General features: G+C 37.7%; 21 protein-coding genes. 18 read left to right on the forward strand and 3 right to left on the reverse strand.

Annotated features, from left to right (window positions below; translation table 11 throughout):
- The first annotated feature begins 27 nt into the window (after positions 1–27).
- Both hemW and murI read left to right on the forward strand, forming a co-directional pair.
- Positions 28–1,155: a radical SAM family heme chaperone HemW gene (gene hemW / locus BMZ55_RS10225; protein WP_089820254.1), complete on the forward strand. Its 1,128-nt coding sequence runs from the start codon at positions 28–30 to the stop codon at positions 1,153–1,155.
- A 136-nt stretch (positions 1,156–1,291) separates the two neighbouring features.
- Complete coding sequence (gene murI, locus BMZ55_RS10230) at positions 1,292–2,116, forward strand: glutamate racemase (protein WP_039343123.1); 825 nt, start codon at positions 1,292–1,294, stop codon at positions 2,114–2,116.
- Positions 2,117–2,122: 6 nt separating this feature from the next.
- Here murI and BMZ55_RS10235 read toward each other — a convergent pair whose 3' ends face one another.
- Together BMZ55_RS10235 and BMZ55_RS10240 are read right to left on the reverse strand one after the other, a co-directional pair.
- Positions 2,123–2,719 carry an RsmD family RNA methyltransferase gene (locus BMZ55_RS10235; protein ID WP_089820256.1) on the reverse strand — a complete coding sequence of 199 codons (597 nt, stop codon included), beginning with the start codon at positions 2,717–2,719 and terminating at the stop codon, positions 2,123–2,125.
- 160 nt (positions 2,720–2,879) lie between these two features.
- Entirely contained in the window at positions 2,880–3,596 is a 717-nt protein-coding gene (locus tag BMZ55_RS10240; protein ID WP_089820257.1) for a DUF3822 family protein, read from the reverse strand.
- A gap of 249 nt (positions 3,597–3,845) precedes the next feature.
- On the opposite strand from BMZ55_RS10240, the gene BMZ55_RS10245 reads away from it, so the two are divergent.
- Positions 3,846–4,148: a DUF6370 family protein gene (locus tag BMZ55_RS10245; RefSeq protein WP_233701938.1), complete on the forward strand. Its 303-nt coding sequence runs from the start codon at positions 3,846–3,848 to the stop codon at positions 4,146–4,148.
- Between the two features lie 39 nt (positions 4,149–4,187).
- Here BMZ55_RS10245 and BMZ55_RS10250 read toward each other — a convergent pair whose 3' ends face one another.
- A complete protein-coding gene (locus BMZ55_RS10250) occupies positions 4,188–4,682 on the reverse strand; it encodes a Smr/MutS family protein (protein WP_089820258.1) in 495 nt (164 codons plus the stop codon).
- Between the two features lie 263 nt (positions 4,683–4,945).
- Here BMZ55_RS10250 and glyA point away from each other — a divergent pair, with 263 nt between their 5' ends.
- The 15 genes from glyA (at position 4,946) to BMZ55_RS10325 (ending at position 22,373) form a co-directional block, all read left to right on the forward strand.
- Positions 4,946–6,211 carry a serine hydroxymethyltransferase gene (gene glyA / locus BMZ55_RS10255; protein ID WP_089820259.1) on the forward strand — a complete coding sequence of 422 codons (1,266 nt, stop codon included), beginning with the start codon at positions 4,946–4,948 and terminating at the stop codon, positions 6,209–6,211.
- A 126-nt stretch (positions 6,212–6,337) separates the two neighbouring features.
- Entirely contained in the window at positions 6,338–6,766 is a 429-nt protein-coding gene (locus BMZ55_RS10260; RefSeq protein ID WP_089820260.1) for a regulatory protein RecX, read from the forward strand.
- Between the two features lie 214 nt (positions 6,767–6,980).
- The gene (locus tag BMZ55_RS10265) at positions 6,981–7,628 is read left to right on the forward strand and encodes an outer membrane beta-barrel protein (RefSeq protein WP_089820261.1); all 648 of its coding nucleotides are present in this window, start codon (positions 6,981–6,983) and stop codon (positions 7,626–7,628) included.
- 58 nt (positions 7,629–7,686) lie between these two features.
- Positions 7,687–8,481, forward strand: a complete 795-nt coding sequence (locus tag BMZ55_RS10270) for a polysaccharide biosynthesis/export family protein (protein WP_089820262.1) — start codon at positions 7,687–7,689, stop codon at positions 8,479–8,481.
- Between the two features lie 8 nt (positions 8,482–8,489).
- Positions 8,490–10,814: a GumC family protein gene (locus BMZ55_RS10275; protein ID WP_089820263.1), complete on the forward strand. Its 2,325-nt coding sequence runs from the start codon at positions 8,490–8,492 to the stop codon at positions 10,812–10,814.
- Positions 10,805–11,785 carry an SDR family oxidoreductase gene (locus BMZ55_RS10280; protein ID WP_089820264.1) on the forward strand — a complete coding sequence of 327 codons (981 nt, stop codon included), beginning with the start codon at positions 10,805–10,807 and terminating at the stop codon, positions 11,783–11,785. Before BMZ55_RS10275 ends, BMZ55_RS10280 begins: the two co-directional genes overlap by 10 nt.
- Positions 11,786–12,100: 315 nt before the next feature.
- Positions 12,101–13,444 carry a nucleotide sugar dehydrogenase gene (locus BMZ55_RS10285; RefSeq protein ID WP_089820265.1) on the forward strand — a complete coding sequence of 448 codons (1,344 nt, stop codon included), beginning with the start codon at positions 12,101–12,103 and terminating at the stop codon, positions 13,442–13,444.
- A gap of 4 nt (positions 13,445–13,448) precedes the next feature.
- On the forward strand, positions 13,449–14,615 hold the full coding sequence (locus BMZ55_RS10290; RefSeq protein ID WP_089820266.1) for a nucleotide sugar dehydrogenase: 1,167 nt from the start codon (positions 13,449–13,451) through the stop codon (positions 14,613–14,615).
- A 70-nt stretch (positions 14,616–14,685) separates the two neighbouring features.
- Positions 14,686–16,215: an MATE family efflux transporter gene (locus BMZ55_RS10295; protein WP_089820267.1), complete on the forward strand. Its 1,530-nt coding sequence runs from the start codon at positions 14,686–14,688 to the stop codon at positions 16,213–16,215.
- A 63-nt stretch (positions 16,216–16,278) separates the two neighbouring features.
- The gene (locus BMZ55_RS10300) at positions 16,279–17,175 is read left to right on the forward strand and encodes a glycosyltransferase (RefSeq protein WP_089820268.1); all 897 of its coding nucleotides are present in this window, start codon (positions 16,279–16,281) and stop codon (positions 17,173–17,175) included.
- Between the two features lie 115 nt (positions 17,176–17,290).
- Positions 17,291–18,244, forward strand: a complete 954-nt coding sequence (locus tag BMZ55_RS10305) for a glycosyltransferase family 2 protein (RefSeq protein WP_089820269.1) — start codon at positions 17,291–17,293, stop codon at positions 18,242–18,244.
- A 143-nt stretch (positions 18,245–18,387) separates the two neighbouring features.
- Entirely contained in the window at positions 18,388–19,023 is a 636-nt protein-coding gene (locus BMZ55_RS10310; protein ID WP_089820270.1) for an acyltransferase, read from the forward strand.
- Complete coding sequence (locus BMZ55_RS10315; protein WP_089820271.1) at positions 19,020–20,087, forward strand: glycosyltransferase; 1,068 nt, start codon at positions 19,020–19,022, stop codon at positions 20,085–20,087. The genes BMZ55_RS10310 and BMZ55_RS10315 overlap by 4 nt, the downstream gene beginning before the upstream one ends.
- The gene (locus tag BMZ55_RS10320; protein WP_089820272.1) at positions 20,080–21,198 is read left to right on the forward strand and encodes a glycosyltransferase family 4 protein; all 1,119 of its coding nucleotides are present in this window, start codon (positions 20,080–20,082) and stop codon (positions 21,196–21,198) included. The genes BMZ55_RS10315 and BMZ55_RS10320 overlap by 8 nt, the downstream gene beginning before the upstream one ends.
- On the forward strand, positions 21,195–22,373 hold the full coding sequence (locus tag BMZ55_RS10325) for a glycosyltransferase (RefSeq protein WP_089820273.1): 1,179 nt from the start codon (positions 21,195–21,197) through the stop codon (positions 22,371–22,373). The genes BMZ55_RS10320 and BMZ55_RS10325 overlap by 4 nt, the downstream gene beginning before the upstream one ends.
- The last annotated feature ends 13 nt before the right edge of the window (positions 22,374–22,386 follow it).

A 22,386-nucleotide genomic window follows, 5' to 3' on the forward strand; every position in this document is an offset into this window, starting at 1 on the left:
CGATTTTCTAAAGTTTAAATTTCAGCCTTGATTTACTTTCACATTCCGTTCTGCAAACAAAAATGCAGTTACTGTAACTTTCATTTTTCAACTTCTTTAAAGTATAAAGATGAAATGGTTTCCGCGCTGAAAAGGGAAATTTTTCTGAGAAAAAACGAGCTTGAAAACCAGAATTTAAAATCTCTGTATTTTGGCGGCGGAACGCCTTCGCTTTTAAGTGTTGATGAATTACAGTCGCTAATCGATGAAGTTTTGAAGTATTTTTCTTTCGATGAAAAAATAGAAATAACGCTTGAAGCAAATCCCGATGATTTGAATTCGGAATTTCTGAAAGGTTTAGCAAAAACACCTTTTAACCGTTTATCCATCGGCACGCAAAGTTTTTTTAATGACGATTTGAAATTGATGAACCGCGCACACAACGCCGGTGAAGCTGAAGATTCTATCAAAAGAGCGCAAGATTTTGGTTTTGAAAATATCAGCATCGATTTAATTTACGGTTCACCAACTTCTAATGTAGAAATCTGGAAGCAAAATCTGGAAAAAACGATTGAACTTCAGGTACCGCATATTTCTTCCTATGCGCTAACAGTGGAGCCGAAAACCGCTTTAAATGCCTGGATTTCTCAGGGAAAAGTAGCGGCACCAAAAGAAACCGACCAGCATCAGGAATTTTTTTTCATGACTGAATTTCTGAAAAAAAACGGTTTTGAACATTACGAAATTTCAAATTTTGGAAAGCCAGGGTTTCATTCAAAACATAATTCCGCGTACTGGAAATATGGCGAATACTTGGGAATCGGCCCGTCCGCACATTCCTATAACGGACGAAAAGAACGAAGCTGGAATGTGGCGAATAATCAGCAATATATGCAGACTTTAAACCAAAATAAACTGGCGAAAGAAACGGAAATTTTAAGCGAAAAGGACCAGTATAACGAAATTTTGATGATCGGTTTGCGGACAAGCTGGGGCGTAGATTTAAATTTTTTAGAAGAAAAAATAAGTGCGGAACTTTTTGAATATTTTACAAAGGTGACGGCTGAAAAACTGCAGTCCGGACTTTTAGAAATTTCCGAAAATCACCTCAGAATACCGCAAAAAAACTGGTTTTTAGCCGACGGAATCGCGAGTGATTTATTTTATGTGAATTAAACCTGAATTTATTTGCCGCTTTTTGGGCATTTTTTTTCATTTTTAAATAATGCCTTTCCATGCTTTTGTTGCACATCATCAAATCATCACATTATCGCATCAATGTAAATTCGTATTTTTGCAAAAATTCTTACGCTTGAAAACTCCTGATTTCAGTCATCTCTCGGCAGACCAGCCTATTGGTATTTTCGATTCCGGTGTCGGCGGGCTGACCATCGCAAAAGAAATTAAACGGCTTTTACCCCAGGAAAACCTGATTTATTTTGGTGATACGAAACATCTGCCGTACGGCGAAAAATCGCGTGAAGCGATTATTGGCTATTCCACAAAAATTACCTCTTTTTTGCTCGAAAAAAATTGTAAGGCAATTGTAATTGCGTGCAATTCCGCGACGGCAAACGCGCTGAAAGAAGTTTTAGAACTGGTGAATCAGAAAGTTCCGGTCATCGATGTTATTAATCCCGTTGCGGAAAAAGTTTCCTACGAAATTCATAACAATGTGGGCGTAATTGCGACAAAAGCAACGGTTTCGTCCGGTCTTTACCGAAAAACCATCCGGAAGCACAATAAATTCATCAAGGTTGATGAACTCGCGACGCCGCTTTTGGTGCCGGCGATTGAAGAAGGTTTTAAAAATCACCCCATCACGCATGCGATTGTTTATAATTACCTGAGCAACAGTAAATTAAAAAATATCGAAACTTTGATTTTAGGTTGTACGCATTATCCACTTTTGCTGAATGAAATCAAACAGTTTTACGGAAACCGCGTGCGCGTCATCGATTCGCCGAGTATTGTGGCGAACCAATTGAAAGTAATTCTGGAAAAACACCGTTTGCTGAACAAAGATAATAACGAAGCGACTTACCAGTTTTACCTTTCGGATATCACCAAAAATTTCGAGAAAATATCCCGAAAATTCTTTGGAAACTCCATCGATCTGGAGCTGAAAGTTCTTTAAAAAAAGTTATTCTTCAATTACAATTTCTTCTTCCGCAGGCGCAGTTTCATTAGCTTTAAAAAAAGAAAAGCTCACGTTCCCATACTTTCTGGTATCCAGTAAATTGGGATGTTGCAGCAAATTTCGGCTTTGATGTTCCAGCACGAAAATTCCGTCTTCTTTCAGATAGTTATTGTTTAACACCAGCGAGAGCAATTCCTGGTATTTTTTATCGTCGGTATCAAACGGCGGATCAGCAACAATTAAATCAAAGGTTTTCCGGTTGCGGTTTTTCTTCAAATAATCATAAACATCAGCACGCTGCACGCTGACCTGCAAGCTCATATCCAACTCCGCGGCCGTAGAATTAATGAAAGCCGCATGTTTTACGTTCATTTCTACAGCTGTAATGTCGTTACAAGCACGCGATGCAAATTCAAGACTCAAAGAACCAATGCCCGCGAACAAATCCAACACAGAAATCGACGCAAAATCAATTCTGTAACGGTTTTCAAGGATGCTGAACAGCGCTTCTTTAGCGAAATCGGTGGTTGGTCTTACCGTAAAATTTTTCGGTGCGGAAATTCGTTTGGCTTTCCACTGGCCGCTTATAATTCGATACATCGGATTTAGTTGATAGTTGTCAATAATCAGCTGTCAGTTGACAGTGAGTAGTTTAAAGGTTTTAAAACGATAATGCTTTCGATTAATTGTAAAAGCTAAAAAATTTAATCATTAGTAATTAACCATTAACCATTAACCATTCACAATTAACAATTGGTAACTATTTAAGAAGAAAATTCTTTTGCGGAATATTATCAAAATTTATTTTGAGCTTTTTCACGAATTTTTTCAATTCTGAAATAAATGTTTCGTTTTCAGTGGTTTCGCCATAGACGAAAAACTGAGTTTCATCGATGCCAAAACCGATTTTGCTTAAAGTAAACATGATGAAATACAAAAAATCTACTTCGGAATTTACGTCTAAATTATTGTAAAGTATAATTTTTTTATGATCAAACGCGAAAAATTCGCATTGCTGATGATACAAATTGATGTGAATTTCTTTCTGATTTTTCACCGAAATCCTGTTCAAAAATTCTTCACCTGAAAAATTAAATTTCGTCGGAATTGCCAGAAATTTTATCTCATGGTAGAAAACTTTCGGAAAAGCGTAATAAAACTGAACATCAAATTTTTTATTCAGCGCCAACATCAATTCTTCGTTTTCCTTCTCTACAGGCGCGTTGTAGGCGATTAAATCAAAACCGAAGTCGTGCTGCGAAAAACCTTCCGGCATCATCGTGAAGTGGTTAAGCGCCGAAATAACATTTATTTCTTTGAATTTTTGCAGCTTTAAAATCCGCGCGATTTGATCTGCACAAAATTCTTCCGGATTTTCCTCGCCACAAAGCAATATTTCTTCTTTGAGCACGTTTTTTTGCCGGTGAATCTGGTATTGAATGCCGCCTTTGGTAAAAAGTAGTTTGAGATTTTCCATGTTTAGAGCCACAAATTTATTAAAATAAATCGGCTTGCGAAATTCCGGATTTGTGGTCAGCTGAGCAATGTCATTGCGAATGATAAATCAGAATTTATATCTTTGTCAGGAAATTAATTTTCAAAGACATAAGCCGGAAAATTTCGATTTTGGAAAATGAAATTTCAATAATTTAAATATGAAAAAAAATGCCATTTTAAGCGGTAATTTTTTCATTAATTTAAACCAGAAAAATTAAATAAGTACAATATGAAAAAACTAATTATGATTTTTATGCTGATGTTTTCTGTGACGATATTCGCGCAGAAAATTCAGAATCAAACGGTGGACGCGGCGTGCGGAATGTGCATGTTTAAAGTAAAAACCGATAAAGGTTGCGCAATGGCGGTGAAAATCGATGGGAAAATTTACCACGTTGAAGGTCTTGACAAAAAAACTTTTGGTGACGCACACGCTGCCGATGGTTACTGCAAAATCATGAAAAAAGCAGTGGTGAGCGGCGAAATCAAGAAAGACAAATTTTACGCGACAAGCTTTAAATACGTGAATTAATTCCGAATTTTTTGCCCAAATAGCAGCGAAAAAATTATTTTAACGAAAATAAACCAATACTGTACCAGACTGATGGTGCAGTATTTCTTTGTTATGAAACTCCAGATTGGTTTGGCTTTCCAGCACCTCGTGAACCATTTGTTGAAGCACGCCGTCGCCGATTCCGTGGATGATTTCGAGGCGTTTTAAATTATTCTCGCGACAAAAATCCAGCGTTTTCAGCAGTTTTTCCTTTTGTAAAAATAACCGCTCAAAAGCATCAATTTTTCCGGAATTCTTTCCGAAGGTTTCAAAATGTAAATCCAGAACTAAAGGATTCTTTTGATGTTTCTTTGATTTTGATTTTGAAGTATCTTCTTTATGAACAGTTTTTAGCTGATTATAAATTTCAGGATTTTGAAGCACGATTTCATTTTCATTATAAACGTGGGAAAAGCCGTGTTCATCTTCAACGGTAATTTTTTTGCCGTTTAAGGCGGTAATTTTTCCTTTTAAATTATCATCGATCACCGAAACTTTATCACCAATTTTCATAGTGTACAAAATTATGATTTATTCATTAATTAAATAAAAGTCCGCTTTTTTTAAAATTAAAAAAAAGGTGCAAATAGCCGGGAATTTTTTGGATATAAATTGATGGAAGTTATTTCAAAAAATTTGGCCCTTAAAGCAGGTAATTTTTCAAAAAAGCAAAAGTGGGGAATATGAACATTTTGAAAGAACGACAAATCAGGAAAATTTCCATAAATTTGAATTTCAGAGAAATTGATATTAAAATAAAAAATATTAGATAAAGAATGGATCCTATTTTTGACCTTATTGAGCAGGAAAGACAGCGACAAACGCAAGGAGTGGAGCTAATTGCATCCGAGAACTTTGTTTCGGAAAACGTGATGAAAGCAGTTGGTAGCGTTTTGACCAATAAATATGCGGAAGGTTATCCTGGCAGACGTTATTATGGCGGATGTGAAGTCGTGGACGAGGTGGAGAATCTGGCTATTGATCGTGCGAAAGAACTTTTCGGTGTGGATTATGCGAATGTTCAGCCGCATTCTGGATCGCAGGCGAATGCTGCGATTTATCTTTCGATCATGAAACCTGGTGATAAAATGTTGGGTCTGGATCTTTCGATGGGCGGACATTTAACGCACGGTTCTTTCGTGAATTTTTCGGGAATTCAGTACGATGCGCATTTTTATGGCGTGGAAAGAGAAAGCGGACTGATCGATTATGAGGCGATGCGCCAAAAAGCGTTGGAAGTAAAGCCAAAAATGATTATTGCGGGGTACTCGGCTTATTCGCGTGACTTGGATTTTAAGAAATTCCGTGAAGTTGCGGATGAAGTGGGAGCGACTTTATGGGCAGATATTGCACATCCGGCCGGTTTAATTGCAAAAGGTCTGTTGAGTTCTCCGTTTGAGCATTGCCATGTGGTGACAACTACGACGCATAAAACCTTGAGAGGTCCGCGCGGCGGACTGATTATGATGGGCAAAGATTTTGAAAATACGTACGGCCATAAGACACCAAAAGGCGATATTAAAATGATGAGCCAGGTGCTTGACAGCGCGGTTTTCCCGGGAATTCAGGGCGGTCCGCTGGAGCATGTGATTGCCGGTAAAGCAGTGGCTTTTGCGGAAGCGCTTGATGACAGGTTTTTGGTTTATATGAAACAGGTGGTAGCGAATGCGCGTGCGTTGGCTCAAGCAATGATTGACAATGGTTTTGATATTGTGAGCGGTGGAACGGATAATCATTTGATGTTGGTGGACCTGCGGAATAAAAATGTTAATGGCAAAGAAACCGAAAAAGCATTGGTGAAAGCTGATATTACGTGTAACAAAAATATGGTGCCTTTTGATGATAAATCAGCGTTTACGACGTCGGGAATCCGTTTAGGTACGGCAGCGATCACCACACGCGGTTTGAAAGAAGCTGACATGGAAATTCTTGCAGGTTTGATCAATGATGTGGTGATGAATATTAATGATGAAAAAACCATTGCTGAAGTACGGAAAAAAGTCAATAAGATGATGGAAGGAAAGGCCTTGTTTAATTTTTAAAAAAAGTTGCTGATCTTTTTGAAATTTTATTTTAAGTTTGATAAGAAGTAAGCATTTTTTTTAATTTAATTGTAGTATAACTGTTTGGATCACAAGTCTTATACGTTTTTGGAAATCAAACAGAAGATGGTTAATTACTGTGTTTACCAGGACCGTTGCCATCAGGAAGTTGAGCAGAAAATGCGTGATTTTTTACTGGTGCCCGAGGCAAAGGAAGAAATTCTGCTTTATCTGATGCGGGAAAATTATCTGAATGAAGAACGTTTTACGCGCAGTTATATCCGGGGAAAGTTTTATATCAAATCCTGGGGACGGAATAAAATACGGAATCATTTGAAATTTAAAGGTGTACCGGCAAAGCTGATCAATAAAAGTTTCGATGAAATTGATGAAGCTGATTACGAAAAGACTTTAAAGAAGCTCTGGCACGATTATTATTACAAGCAGAAAGGTTTTAAGGAATACCAGAAAAAATCGAAGACGATAAAGTACCTTTTAGGAAAGGGTTTTGAATATGAAGTTATTCAGCAAACCCTAAGTGAAATTGGAAAATAAATTCATATATTTTTAAGAATAATTTCTGATTATTTTTATTTAAAATTATTGGTAACATAAATATAATATATAAAAAACGAATTAGTATATGATTGTCTTTATGAGCCTTTGAGAATCATTCAAATTACAAAAAACTTTCCAGTTCAAAAATTTTTAATTAATTTGCGGGATATTTCTAAAAACTGGGAACACATACTATTGAAAAAAACTACTTATGAAAAAAATAAATTTAATAATTGCACTTGTGCTTTTTATAACCTTAAGCGCTCAGAACTCTGGTGAAACAAGATTCGGTGTTACCGGAAATTTTCATAGAGGATCAATTGTAAATGTACATGACAGATCCGTAGGTCGTTATGGTGGTACTCTGGGGGTACTGGCAGAAATTCCAATTTTAAGATCAGACATTAGTGGTGGCGAGTGGCTTTTCTTTGTGCCGCAGATCGAATATAGTATGCAGGGAGAACATGCCAAAGCAAATGTTGGTAAATATGATCGTCAGAAATTTAATCATGATTATATTGCCGCGCAGCTTTATATTAAATATTTTTTCCACCCAAACAATAATTTAAGTGATTATTTTGTTTTTTTAGGGCCACGTGTGGAGTTCTTAGTAAGAGAGGATAGGCAAGTGAGTGCGCTTTATGATGCTGATCATTTTAAATTTAATCACGATGACGAATTAAATAATATTGGAATTGGTCTATCGGTAGGTGCTGGTGCCCGCGTAACCGATGACTTAGAAGCCGTACTAAGGTTTGACCGCGGATTTTCAAAAGTTTATCCCAACAATACCAATGGGGTAACCTATAACCGACAGTTAAGTGTTGGGGTTAATTATTATATAAGAAATAATAGATAGGTAAATCTTTAGACGTTTAACAACTTCCAAATTTTATACTGAGTCGAAAAACACAAAAATGAAGAAATACGTAACGGTATTTATTATATTCGCTATTTTTATACATTCCTGCAAACCTAAAGAAAATGTTGTTTACCTTTCCAATGATAATTTCGAGCAGGAAGTTTCGAAAGCGAAATATGAAGGCCTCCATATTCAGGAAGGCGACAGATTGCAAATCTTGGTATCTGCATTAGACGAAATTGCAGTGCGGCCCTTTAATATTTCTACGATGTCCAGAACAAGTTCTGCTAGTTCTGGTGATGCGGGTACAAATCAAGTAATAAGTCCAGCTGAATATATGGTTACCTCTGAAGGAACCATTACCTTCCCTGTTTTAGGGATTATTTATTGCGAAGGCATGACCAAAAAACAGCTCCAGCAGGACTTGGAAAACCGTTTACTTCGTTATCTTACAGATCCCATGGTTACCGTAACCCTGGCCAATTTTAATTTCAGCGTTTTGGGTGAAGTGAATAGTCCCGGTCAAAGGACCAGTACCACTGAAAAGCTCAATATCTTCCAGGCATTGGCTCTTGCGGGTGATGCCACTTATGATGCCAACAGAACCAACGTGAAATTGATTCGCTATTCTGAGCAGGATGAAAAAGATAAGGTGGTCTCCTTAGACCTTTCTGAAGCTTCTATTGTGAACTCACCTTATTACTATATCCAACAAAATGATATTCTCTATGTGGAGCCGGATAAAAACAAACAGGTAGCTGTCAAAACCAATTCCGCCGTCGAGCAGTGGATCAGATACGGTGGTGTAGCCCTTGGTCTTGTCACCTTAATTCTTACCTTAACCCGATAATACTGGCTATGGAACTTCTGGAAAATTCTTCGCTTTCAAAGCCGGTACAGCCTATCAATATTAAAAAGGAAATCGGGAAATATTTCCGCTATTGGCCTTGGTTTCTTTTAAGCATGGCTCTATTCTATGCTGCTGCAAAAATTTATCTTCGCTACGCAGAACCTCAGTATTACACAACTACCTCCCTAAAACTTCAGGAAACCAAAGGAAACAGTACTGCGGCTTTAAGTGATCTTAAAACCTTAGGAGTGGGAATAAGTGGTGATGCCGAGCTTCAGGGAGAAACGACAATTATTGTTTCAAAGCCGATCCTAACTGAAGTGGCAAAAAATCTTGGCCTAAATGTTAGTTTTTTTAGTATTGGAACCATCAAAGAAATTGAACTTTATGCTGACTCCCCTTTAAATGGTAAGATTATAACTCTCGATAATACTTCTACATTTCGGGAAACCAGCTTCATCGTAACACCCGTAGGTAAAAATTCGTATAAGCTTAGCGATTCCGACAAAGTTTACGGCTTTGGTAGTCCCGTCAGATTAAACTTTGGAACAGTACAACTAGATGCGAAACCTGGCTTTACTTTAAATTCACCGTTAAAGGTTGTTTTCCGCTCCCTGGGAAATGCTATCGCCAATCTGGAAAATAGAATCAGCGTTTCATTACCTCCTGAAAAAGGTTTGCTGATGGAGCTTTCCTTTGTAGGTCCTACACCTCAAAAATCTGAAGATATATTAAACGAGCTTTCTAAACAGTATATTATTGACGGGATTAACGATAAAAATCAGGAGGCCCAGAACACCCAAAACTTTATCAATGATCGTCTGGCTATTATTACTGATGATCTGTCTGGTATTGAAGGCGAAAAAGAAACATTCAAACGCACCAACCAGATTACGGATTTGGAAGCTCAGGCGGGTATTTCCCTGACAAATGTCGAAGAAAATACAAAAGCCATTCTTACCAATACGATGCAGCTGGATTTAATTAATTCAGTTTTGGCCGCAAGCGCAGGAAACCAACTCATCCCTTCCGGAATGGGCCTTCCCGCAGGTTCTGAAACTGCCATTTCTGAGTATAACAATCTTGTTATTAACCGGAACAGGGTTTTGAAACAAGCAACGCCGGAAAATCCTGCCGTAATCGAAATGAATAAGCAGATCGCTTCTCTAAAGAATCTCATCCGTCAAAATTTGATGGAATCAAAGGAAACATTGCAGCTCCAAGTGGCCCAAGCAAAGGGCCAGCTGAATATCGCAAAAGGGAATATCAGTAAGTTTCCAACTCAGGAAAAGATATTTCGTAGTATTGACCGACAACAAAATCTGAAAGAACAGCTTTATCTTTACCTACTGCAGAAAAGAGAAGAAAATGCCATTACACTTGCCGTCACAGCTCCTAAAGCGAAAATTGTCAATCCAGCTTACACAACAGGAGTGGTCAAACCAAATAGCACTCAAATTGTCTACGGTGCATTAGCTGCAGGTTTTTTACTTCCTCTTTTATTTCTTGTTGGAGCAAATGTTTTGGATACAAGGGTACATTCCAAGCTTCATATCTTGAACCAAATACCTGAAGCGTCTGTCGTCGCAGAGATTCCTTTCCATAAAGAGGAAATTATGATGGTACACCCGAATGATTTTTCAGTTTTCGCCGAATCCTTCCGTATCTTAGCGTCCAATCTCAAATATGTGCTGCGTGCTAAAGAACAGGCACACGGCGGCGTAATTCTGGTCACCTCGTCCGTGAAAGGCGAAGGAAAGACCACCATTTCAATGAACTTAGCGTTAACGCTTGCTGGTAAAAACAAAGTTATCGTGGTGGGCGCGGACATTAGAAATCCACAACTGCATCGTTTCATTTCGGGTGAAAATATTGGTTTAACCGATTTTCTGGTCTCTGAAGATACTGATCCCAATTCGTTTATCATACCTTCTAAAGTCAATGACAACCTGGATGTTTTTTTTAGTGGACAAATAGCTCCAAATCCTAACGATCTTTTGGATATGACCAAGTTCGATAACCTTATTGACTATCTAAAAGGTCGCTACGATTATGTCGTTCTTGATTCCGCGCCGGTGATGCTCGTGAGTGATACTCTACATCTGGTTGAAAATTCAGATGTCGTACTTTACGCCGTAAAATCAGATTTTACTGAAAAAGAGATGATAACTTTCGCTGATGGCTTCCAAAAGGAAAATGGAATCAAAAACTTAGCATTTGTTCTCAACGGCGTAAAACCAGAAAATACACGATATGGTAAACGGTATGGCTATGGGTACTATTCTTACACGCATGAAGAAGAAAAAGTAAAATTTTGGAGAAAATGGATTTAACTAATAAAAAGATTTTAATAACGGGCGGAGCCGGTTTTATCGGCTCCAATTTATGCGAATATTTTATTGGGCAGGGAGTTCAAGTGAGCTGTTTGGATAATTTTTCCACAGGCTTTCATCATAATATCGACCATTTAAAGGCTGATCCTAACTTCGTACTTATTGAAGGTGATATCCGCAACTTGGAGACCTGCCAAAAAGCCGCGGACGGACAGGATTATATTTTACACCAGGCGGCTCTCGGTTCGGTTCCGCGCTCGATTAATGATCCTATTACGAGCAACGATGTGAATGTTGGAGGCTTCCTCAATATGTTGGTTGCGGCACGCGACGCCAAAGTAAAACGGTTTGTCTATGCTGCCAGTTCTTCTACCTATGGCGATTCGGAAGCCCTGCCTAAAGTGGAAGACGTTATTGGGAGACCACTTTCTCCCTATGCCATTACCAAATATGTGAATGAGCTATATGCAGATGTTTTCAGCAAAACTTATGGTCTTGAAACGATCGGTCTGCGCTATTTCAATGTTTTCGGTCGGCGCCAAAACCCTGAGGGTGCCTATGCGGCGGTCATTCCGAAGTTTGTTATCCAACTCATGAACCACGAAAGCCCTGTCATCAATGGTACGGGTGATTTTTCGCGTGATTTTACCTATATTGATAATGTAATTCAAATGAACGCGCTGGCCCTTTCTTCTGAGAATCCAAAGGCGGTCAATACAGTATACAACACGGCGGTGGGTGACCGTACCACTTTAAATATGCTGATTGACTATCTAAAGGAGTTTTTATCGCTTTACGATCCGGAAATTTCGCACATTGAAAGCATTCATGGCCCTAATCGTGTGGGTGACATTCCGCACTCCTTGGCCTCCGTGGAAAAGGCAAAAAATCTTCTCGGGTATCATCCTTCTCATGATATTAAATCCGGTCTGAAAGAAGCGGTGAGTTGGTATTGGGATAATCTCAGATAAATATTGCAAGAAGCTTGCGGCCTGAAATATCAGTGATGCAGCTTTTAGAGAAAAGATGTTGAAGAAAACCGACATGCTATATGAGATTATTAGAACTGTGGCAAACCGTGCAGATTTTTTGCCTGCTAAATCACTGTTTTTTCTGGTTTTCATTTCCCTCTTATATATTTGATTTAACATAATAATTTTAAAAAAAAGTAAACAAATAGCACGAAAAATTTGTTTAAAAAAAAATATGCGTACTTTTGCACCACTTTTTTTAAGCACCTTAATTTTTTTTTCAAGATATAATTTGCTTGCAAACTGACAATACTGATGAATTACAAAATCGCAATAATCGGCTTAGGATATGTAGGCCTGCCTTTAGCCCGTCTCTTCGCCACAAAATATCCGGTCGTCGGCTTCGATATTAACCGAAAAAGAGTGGAGGAGCTTAATAGCGGACATGATGACACTTTGGAAGTTTCCGACGAGTTATTGAAATCTGCTCTGGTTACCTCCAATCCGACATTCGACGAAAAAGGACTTTTTTGTTCCAGTGAGATGCAGGATATAGCAGATGCCAACATTTACATAATTACTGTCCCAACACCGGTGGATAAAAATAACCGCCCGGTTCTTACTCCTTTAATAAAAGCCAGTGAAACGGTGGGACAGGTTTTGAAAAAAGGTGATATCGTAGTTTATGAATCCACCGTTTACCCTGGTGCGACCGAGGAAGATTGCATTCCAGTCGTAGAAAAAACCTCCGGCCTCGTATTTAACGAGGATTTTTTCGCCGGTTATTCTCCGGAACGCATAAATCCGGGCGATAAGGAGCATACCGTTGAAAAAATACTAAAAGTCACGGCAGGATCCACCCCTGAAATTGGAAAAATTGTTGATGCTTTATATAAATCGGTAATTACCGCCGGTACGCATTTGGCACCCACCATTAAAGTAGCCGAAGCTGCAAAAGTCATTGAGAACTCCCAGCGCGACATCAATATCGCGTTTGTGAATGAACTGGCGAAGATCTTCAACCTCATGGACATCAATACCCATGATGTGCTGGAAGCAGCCGGCACCAAATGGAATTTCCTTCCCTTTAAACCCGGCCTTGTGGGTGGACACTGCATTGGCGTGGATCCCTATTATCTGGCGCAGAAAGCGCAGGAGTTTGGCTATCATCCCGAGATCATCTTAGCGGGACGACGCATGAACGATTCCATGGGCGCCTATGTCGCCTCTCAGGTTGTAAAAGCCATGATCAAAAAAGACATTGCGGTCAATGGTGCCGAAGTGCTGATGCTGGGAATAACGTTTAAAGAAAACTGTCCGGATGTCCGCAATACCAAGATTGTAGATGTTGTAGCCGCATTGAAAGACTACGGCATGAAGGTCACCATTTACGACCCCTGGGCAAAACCGGAAGAAGTAAAACATGAGTACGGATTGACCTGTTATAATACTCTACCCTGTCATTCCGGGCGCAGCGAGGAATCTCTTTCCGCCGCGCAGCTGGAAAGCACCTCAGCATCCATCGAGAAATACGATGCAGTAGTCCTCGGAGTAGCCCACAACGAATTCCTCAACCTCGACCTTAAGCTCAGCCTTAAAGACAATGCAGTGGTGTATGATGTGAAAGGCATCCTGCAACACGCAGACGCAAAATTATAATCCAATGAAAATAACCATTGTAGGAACAGGATATGTAGGGCTTTCCAATGCCCTTTTACTCGCGCAGCACCATGAGGTGGTGGCGCTGGACATTGTTCCTGAAAAAGTCGCGATGCTCAATGCACAGGTATCGCCGATCGAGGATCAGGAAATCAGTGATTTTCTTCAAAATAAACCTTTACAATTCAAAGCCACTACTGATCAACTTGAAGCGTACCAAAATGCCGATTATGTCATCGTGGCGACTCCGACGGATTACGATCCCAAGACCAATTACTTCAACACCAGCAGTGTGGAAACGGTGATTGCTGACGTTAAAAAATACCGACCGCAAGCTGTGGTCATCATCAAATCAACGGTTCCGGTGGGCTTTACTGAAGATTTAAAAAAGAAACTGGATTTTCAGAACATCATCTTTTCCCCCGAATTCTTGCGGGAAGGAAAGGCGTTGTGTGATAATTTATATCCTTCGAGAATCATCATTGGCGAACAGAGCGAAAGAGCAGCAATTTTTGCGGAACTCCTCAAAGAAGGGGCGATCAAAAAAGACATTCCGGTGTTATTTACCCATTCCACAGAAGCCGAAGCGATTAAACTCTTCTCCAATACCTATCTTGCATTGAGGGTGGCGTATTTCAACGAACTCGACAGTTATGCCCAGACGCATCAGCTCGACAGCCGGCAGATTATCGAAGGTGTAGGTTTGGATCCCCGCATTGGTTCGCATTACAACAATCCGTCTTTTGGGTACGGCGGCTACTGTCTTCCCAAAGATACCAAACAGCTGTTGGCCAATTACGATAGCGTGCCGAACAATATCATTCAGGCCATTGTAGATGCCAACCGCACCCGCAAAGATTTTATCGCCGATTCGGTGCTTGCGAGAAAACCCAAGAAAGTGGGGGTGTACCGCCTGATTATGAAATCCGGTTCCGACAATTTCCGGGCTTCAGCGATCCAGGGCGTGATGAAGCGCATCAAAGCCAAAGGCGTGGAAGTGGTGGTGTACGAACCTGTAATGGAAGAAGAAACCTTCTTCGGTTCCCGCGTGACCAAAGATTTGGAAAGCTTTAAAAAGGAGTGTGATGTCATCATCTCCAACCGCAAAGCACCTGAACTCGCGGATGTGGAAGAAAAGGTTTATACGAGGGATTTGTTTGGGAATGATTGATCTTTAACCAATGAACAGAACAAGCATATTGACGCTATTGCAAACCCTGCCTTAATAAAATAACGACAAGATGTCTTCTACTAAAAATATTGCCAAAAACTCCCTCTTCCTCTACCTGAGAATGTTCCTTAATATGGGAGTAAGTCTTTTTACAGCGGGTGTAGTCCTGAATACTTTAGGAATTACAGATTATGGGACCTACAACATTGTGGGAGGGTTTGTCTCTTTATTTGGCTTTCTAAACGGTTCGATGTCTCAAGCAACGCAGAGATTTCTGTCATATGATTTAGGAAAAAAAGATAAAATACAAATTAAAAAAACTTTTAGTACAACAGTAACAATTCATTTTTTAATAGGTTTACTTATAGTTTTATTATTAGAGACTATTGGGCTATGGTATATAAACAACAAATTAAATTTGCCAAAACATCGAATGTATGCCGTTAATATTGTATTTCAGTTCTCGGTTCTTACTTCTTTTTTTAGTATTATACAAGTGCCTTATAATGCTCTAATATCAGCACATGAAAAATTTAATGTATATGCTTATATTAGTTTTTTAGAGATTTTATTTAAACTAATTATTCTTTATTGTCTAGTAATAGTTCAATATGATAAATTAATTTTGTATTCTAGTTTACTCTTTATATCTTCTTTTATTATAAGAATGATTTATAGGATATATTGTAGAAAGCATCTTAGTGAAAGTCACTATAAATACTATTTTGATTCTTCATATTTTAAAACCATGATTTCGTTTATGGGCTGGAATCTCTTTACAAATGTTGCTGTTGTTTCAAAAAACCAAGGAGTAAACTTATTATTAAATGCATTCTATGGAACAGTAATTAATGCTGCTTATGGAATTGCAATGCAAGTACAAGGTATTGTTTTAAGCTTTGTTTCTAGCTTTCAAAATGCAGTAAATCCACAAATTGTTAAAAAATATGCATCGGGTGAAATTAGCAGTTCTATAAAACTGATGCAACAAAGTGCAAAATTTTCATTTGGTTTAATGTTAATAATAGCATTCCCAATTTTGGTGTCTTTGGAAAATATTTTTGATATTTGGTTAAAGCATTACCCTATTCAAACTTTGGTTTTTGTTAAACTTACATTCATAAATATCTTAATTGATACAATTTCTAATCCGTTAGGATTTATAGTACATGCAAGCGGTAAAATTAAAAATTATCAGATTGTATTAGGAATATTATTATTCCTGAATTTACCTTTTTCTTATTTAGCACTTAAATTTTTAAATGTACCATATACTGTATTCATTATAAGTATATGTATTACATTTATAGCATTACTCTGTAGAATTTTTTTTTTAAAAAATTTAATTAATCTTAATATTAGTGAATTTTATAAAGAAGTTATATTGCCTATTATTTTTTTAGCCACAATTATTATTTTTATTTACATCATTAACTCACATTTAAATATTATAATCACTAATAAATTTTCGTCAATAATATTTCACTCAGGTTCTGCATTTATTATAGCTATTGCTTCTTGTTATATAACTTTACTTAACCAAAAAGAAAAACAAGCTATATATAAAATATTAGAAGGAAAATTAAAATCATTGCGGTAGGGTTGAGTATTAATATAGCTTCTTTTTCTAAACGATTATTAAGTACAACATATAATTATAGATATGCATAAAGTTTATTGTATCATAGTAACCTATAATGGTGAAAAATGGATAAGAAAATGTCTATCAACGATTGAGGAACCGAATTTAGATCTTACTATTTTAGTAGTTGATAATAATTCTACTGACAAAACAGTACAAATCATTAAAGATGAGTTTCCATTTGTGAGATTAATTGAGAAAAAAGAAAATTTAGGTTTTGGAGGTGCTAATAATTTAGGATATGAGATTGCTAAAAAAGATAATGCAGAGTTTATTTATTTATTGAATCAGGATACGGTAAGTTATCAAGATACGATTTTTAAATTGATTAAAGTGTCCCAACTGATAGATAATGTTGGAGTAGTTTCTCCAATACATTTAAATGAGAAAGGTGATTTATTAGATAGCAATTTTGAAGGCTATATCAATTCAAAAACTTGTAAAAATTACATTTCTGATCATACCTTAGGAAATGTAAAGGCATATTATGAACCTGGATTTATCAATGCTGCAGCATGGCTAATTAAGATGGAGCGCATTACTTATTTAGGGGGGCTTTTTTCCAAAGCTTTTTATCACTACGGAGAAGATGTTAATTTCATAGGAAGGCTGAGGAAATTTGGTTTTACCAATATTATTGTTCCAGGTATCTACATACATCATTGCAGAGAAGAAAGAAAAGGAGCAATGTCAGCTGATTTTCAAAATAGAATTGTTGAAATTAATAGAGTTAATATAATGCATGATATTAGAAGCGATTATTCCCGTTGTTTAAGTAATATAGTGAAATATGCACTTCAACAACTTTCTAAAGTTAATGTAATAGCTTCGCTGAAAATTATAACTTATCCGATTTTGAAATATCAGGAAATAAAGAAATATAGGAGTTCTTATTTAGAACGAAGTTTAGAAAAGTAGAAGATTGAAAAAAAACTGATACTAATAAGAAATATTGTGCAAAAATAAATTAGTAAGAAGATAATTAGATCAAGTAAAAGAGCAACTTCCAAATTGTATAAAAAAATATCAACCAATGTTCTCAGTAATCATCCCTTACTACAAAAAAAGAAAGTACATCGAAAGATGTCTAGATTCTGTTTTGAATCAAACTTTTAAAAATTTTGAAATCATTTTAATTGATGACGGTTCTAATGATGATATAGCACTGCTCATCGATCAAAAATATCCAGAAGTCAATTTAATCAAACAACAAAATCAAGGGGTTTCTGTAGCTCGTAATGCGGGTATTGCTATTGCAAAAATGTCATATGTTGTTTTTTTAGATGCTGATGATGCTTGGAATCCATTGTTTTTACAATTTGCTCATGAAGTTATTGAAAAGCATAAAAATCTAAAAATTATTGGTGCTCATTATTCTCGGAATAGAGAAATATTGGAAAAGGTATATAATTATAATGACTACATAGAAGTTAATAATTATTTTCAGATAGCAATTAAAAATATCCTTTTTGCTACAGGGGCAACAATTATAAACAAAAGTTTTTTTGATACCAATCATGGTTTTAATCCAATTTTAAAACGCGGACAGGATGTTGATGTCTGGATTAGAACAATAGAAAGTGGGGGTGAAGTATTTTACATCAAAAATACGATGATGTATTATTCAGATGAAGATCCAAATCAAGCATCAGGAAAAATTGGAAAAGTGGAGAATGGTTTTGTAGGAGTAGTAAATGAATTATATAAACCAATCATAGAAAAAAATATAAATTCAGATTTTTCAAAGTTTATTTCAAAGTTTGTTTATCTAAATCTTTACCCATATTATTTCAGTCCTGAAAACCATGCTAAAGCACAACTTAGTTTAAAACAAAACAGTCACTATTATTTCTTTCTGCATCTGCCATATTATCTCCCTCTTCATATAGGTCACAGAATAGTATCTAATCGACGTAGTAGTAAACTCATGCGTTTATGGTTGAAATTTTTTTTAAGAAAAATTTACAATAAGTCATTTTTAGATTAAAATCTAACTTATTATTGTGATTAAGTATAAGAATAATGAAGTTGCAAGAAATTTTTGGAAGAGTCATTGCAAAGCAAATTTAATTTAATCTGAATAACTGATGCTTCTATATAAATTGCTTTTAATAATAAAATAAAAATAGCATGATCAATAAATATTACATCAAATTATGGTTACATGATTTTAAAAAGAAAATCATACCTATCCGTGGAAAAGGTAATGTCATAAAAAATCGTGCACAATATTTCAATTTGAAATATGATATTGTAGGAAACCAAAATACAGTAATTATAGGTAAATCTAAACTACATAATTGTACAATATATATCAGAGGCAATGGGCATCAAGTGACCATTGAAGATGGATGCTATTTAAAAGACACTACAGTTTATATTGAGGATAGTAACTGTAGGGTAAAGATTGAAAAAAATACAACGATTGAAGGAGCAGATATTGATGTTAAAGAAGATAATAATTCCCTTTACATTGAGGAAGGATGTATGTTTTCCAAAGAAATATACATTACGACATCTGATTCACATTCCATTGTTAAAGGGATTACTAAAGAAAGAATCAACCCAGGAAAAGGGGTTGTAATTAAAAGTAGAGTATGGTTAGGCAGAGGAGTGAAAGTACTAAAAGGAACATCAATAGATTCGGGTACCATTGTTGCAGCGGAAAGTATCGTTACTGGTCATCTCGGTGAGAATTCTATATATGCTGGAAATCCAGTAAAACTCATCAAAGAAGAAATTTCTTGGCTAAGAGAAAGAATATGAAAATACTACGCCTCACTACCCTGCTTGATTTCGGAGGTCAAGAAAAACAATACTTGAGTTTTACGGAGCAACCGGAATTGCTCAAGCATCACTATGTTTTTGCGGCCATAGGTTTTGGAGGAAATGCTGAAGAAACCCTAAGGAAAAGAGGATTTGAAGTTCATATTCTGAATCAACCTTTTGCCATCAAGAATATGTCCAATATCTGGAAGGTCTATCAATTGATTAAAAAAGTAAAGCCCGATATCGTGCATACCGCCGCAGCGGAAGCCAACTTTCATGGCATTATTGCAGCGAAATTAGCCGGGGTCAAAACCATTATCGGAGAAGAGGTGGGGATTCCCAATCATTCTTCTACTGCCCAAAAAGTCTTTCGATGGGTGTACCGCTTGGCAGATCAAGTGATTGGTGTTTCGCAATCTGTAAAAAATCATTTGGTGAATACCGGAGAAATTCCGGAAAGCAAAGGAAAGGTCACTTATAATCCGGTAAGCATTCCAACACCATTTCCTAAAAAAGAGAGCCCGAATTTCGAAATCGTGTATGTCGGAAGATTAGAAATCGTGAAAAATGTGGAAACCTTAATCAAAGCTTTCGCGAATTCCAATCACACTCATGCTCATTTGACCATTGTAGGCGATGGCAGAGAGCGTAATCATTTGGAAGCATTGACTTCAACATTACAGATGGATTCCAAGATTACCTTTACCGGTTTCACTTCAGAACCGTCTAAATACCTTTCGAATGCCGCTTTGTTTGTATTACCTTCTCATTCAGAGGGTTTTGGCATCGCTGCAGCAGAAGCTATGTTTTTAAAAGTCCCGGTGTTGTGCTCTAGGGTTGGCGGCATTCCGGAGTTTGTGAAAGACGGCGAAAACGGGTGGCTTTTCGATCCTAAAAATACTGCGGAACTGACGGTAAAACTCAACCAAATAATCTCAATGGATGCCGAATCCCTCAAGATGATGGGAAGAAAGGGTTATGACAAAGTCATTAATGAATTTACGGTTGAAAAATATATTGAGAATTTAGAACGTTTTTATCACCAATTGCACGATGATTAGAGTATTACATATCATGTCCACCGTTACCGGGGGTGGCGTAGAACGCCGACGTCTTTCTTTGGCTAAAGCTTTCAAAGGAAGCAATTTTCAGATGAAACTCGCAGGGACTTTCAAGAGTGGTGCTATTGCAGAGCAGATTGAAGAAAACGGAGTAGAAATAATTGAAGTCGGAGATTTTAATGGACCTTTCCATTGGGAGAAACATCGGAAAATTCAGAAAATTATCGATGATTTTCAGCCGCATATCATCCATGGTGCGGTGTTCGAAGGCGTTACCATGGCAGCCATCAATGGTTTTATCAAAAAAGTTCCTGTGGTGATTTTAGAAGAAACCTCAGATCCTCAAAACAGAAGTGCAAAAGCGGATTTTCTGTTGCGCATTTTTTCTTGGGCAGCCGATCGGTTTATTGCCATTGCGCCCAATGTGGCCGATTATCTTCGAGACAAAGCTAAAGTATCTCCCAAAAAAGTCATCACCATCAATAACGGAGTCGAAATACCAAGAGCGGTTTCAGCCCAAGAAATTCAGGATTTAAAAGCGGAATATGCCATCAAGGAAAGTGATTTTGTAGTGGGAACCGTGGGGCGGTTGTTCAATGACCACAAAAAAATCACCGATATTTTAGAAGCGGTAAAACAATTGGATTTGCCTCATTTGAAACTATTGATCGTTGGAGGGGGAAGAGATGAACAATTATTGAAAGACAAAGCCCGGGAATTGGGCATTGAAGAGCAAGTGATTTTTACGGGGTATCAATATGATACCGCACCTTTCTATGAATTAATGAAAGTCTTTTGTATTGCCTCTCAACGAGAAGGTTTTGGTTTGGTGGCAGCAGAAGCGATGTTGCACCACCTTCCGGTATTGGCAACCCAAGTCGGAGGGTTACAGAATGTAGTCGTGAATGGAGAAACCGGTTTTTTAGTTCCGCCCAATACCTCTGCAAAGCTGGCAGAAAAAATACACCATTTCTACCATCATCCGGAAGCCGTCACCACAATGGGCGAAGCCGGCTACCAAAGAGCGATTCAGAATTACACCGAAGAAAGATATGTGAAGGAAGTGGAAGCACTGTATAATGAGTTGCTTATAGAAAAAAGAATTATATGAAAAACCTCCTCTTTATCACCTGGGACGGTCCGCAGACTTCCTATATGGAAGGACTGTTCATGCCTATTTTTCAGGAAATGGCAAAGCAGGGAGATTATCAATTCCACGTGGTACAATTCACTTGGGCGGATGATGATAAAATTGCGCATACAAAGGCAGCAGCAGATCAAATGGGAATTACCTATACGGCCTGGCCTGTTCTTAGGAAACCTAATGTTGCCATAGGAAGTCTCTTGACGGTGCTTTCCTCATCGGGTAAAATCAAAAAATACATCAGGGAAAATAACATAGACATCGTTATGCCGAGAAGTACTTTTCCTGGGATGATCGTGAATCAAATCAAAAACAAAACATTTAAACTCATTTTTGATGCAGACGGTTTACCCATCGAAGAACGGATTGATTTTGCAGGACTGAAAAAGGAATCCTTCCAATATAAATTGATGAAGTCGGCAGAGACAAAAATGCTGAAGTCAGCAGATGCCGTCATCACCAGATCGCAGAAAGCTATTGACATCCATATCGCCCATATCGGCGAATCCTACCGATCAAAGTTTTCTGTGGTTTTTAATGGAAGAGATAAGGATGTATTTGCTTATCAACCACATTTAAGAGAAGAAGTAAGGCAGGAATTGGGCTTGAAAGACGAATTGCTGTTTGTGTATGCCGGCTCTTTGGGACCGCAATACTGCCTGAATGAAATGTTGGAAATATTCCAGGCATACGCCGAAAAGCGGGAGGCAAAGTTTCTCATCCTGACTGGAAATACAGCATTTGCGCAACAAAATATTCCCGCAGAGTTGAAAGCTCACATTATCTTAAAATCAGTGCCTGCGGTAAAGGTGTCGTTTTACCTCAACGGCGGTGATGTAGCATTCGGACTCAGAAAACCCACCTTCAGTATGCAGGGGGTAGCACCCATAAAATTAGGTGAGTATCTGCTCTGCGGACTCCCCGTGATTGCCAGCAAAGGCATTGGCGACACGGAGGAAATCCTGAAACATTTTGAAGACTGTTTTCTGTTCGACCATCATGCAGATGCAGATCTGCAACAGATTGGAATTCTGAGCTGGATAGAAAAAGTACGCAGTAAGGATATCAATACCAGAGAAAAAGCCCTGAAATGGTTTGGGCTACCAGCTGCAGCAGAGTCCTATCTCAAAGCGTTGGAATAACACTGCATCTTAC

This window comes from Kaistella treverensis (assembly GCF_900114045.1).
GTDB lineage: Bacteria > Bacteroidota > Bacteroidia > Flavobacteriales > Weeksellaceae > Kaistella > Kaistella treverensis.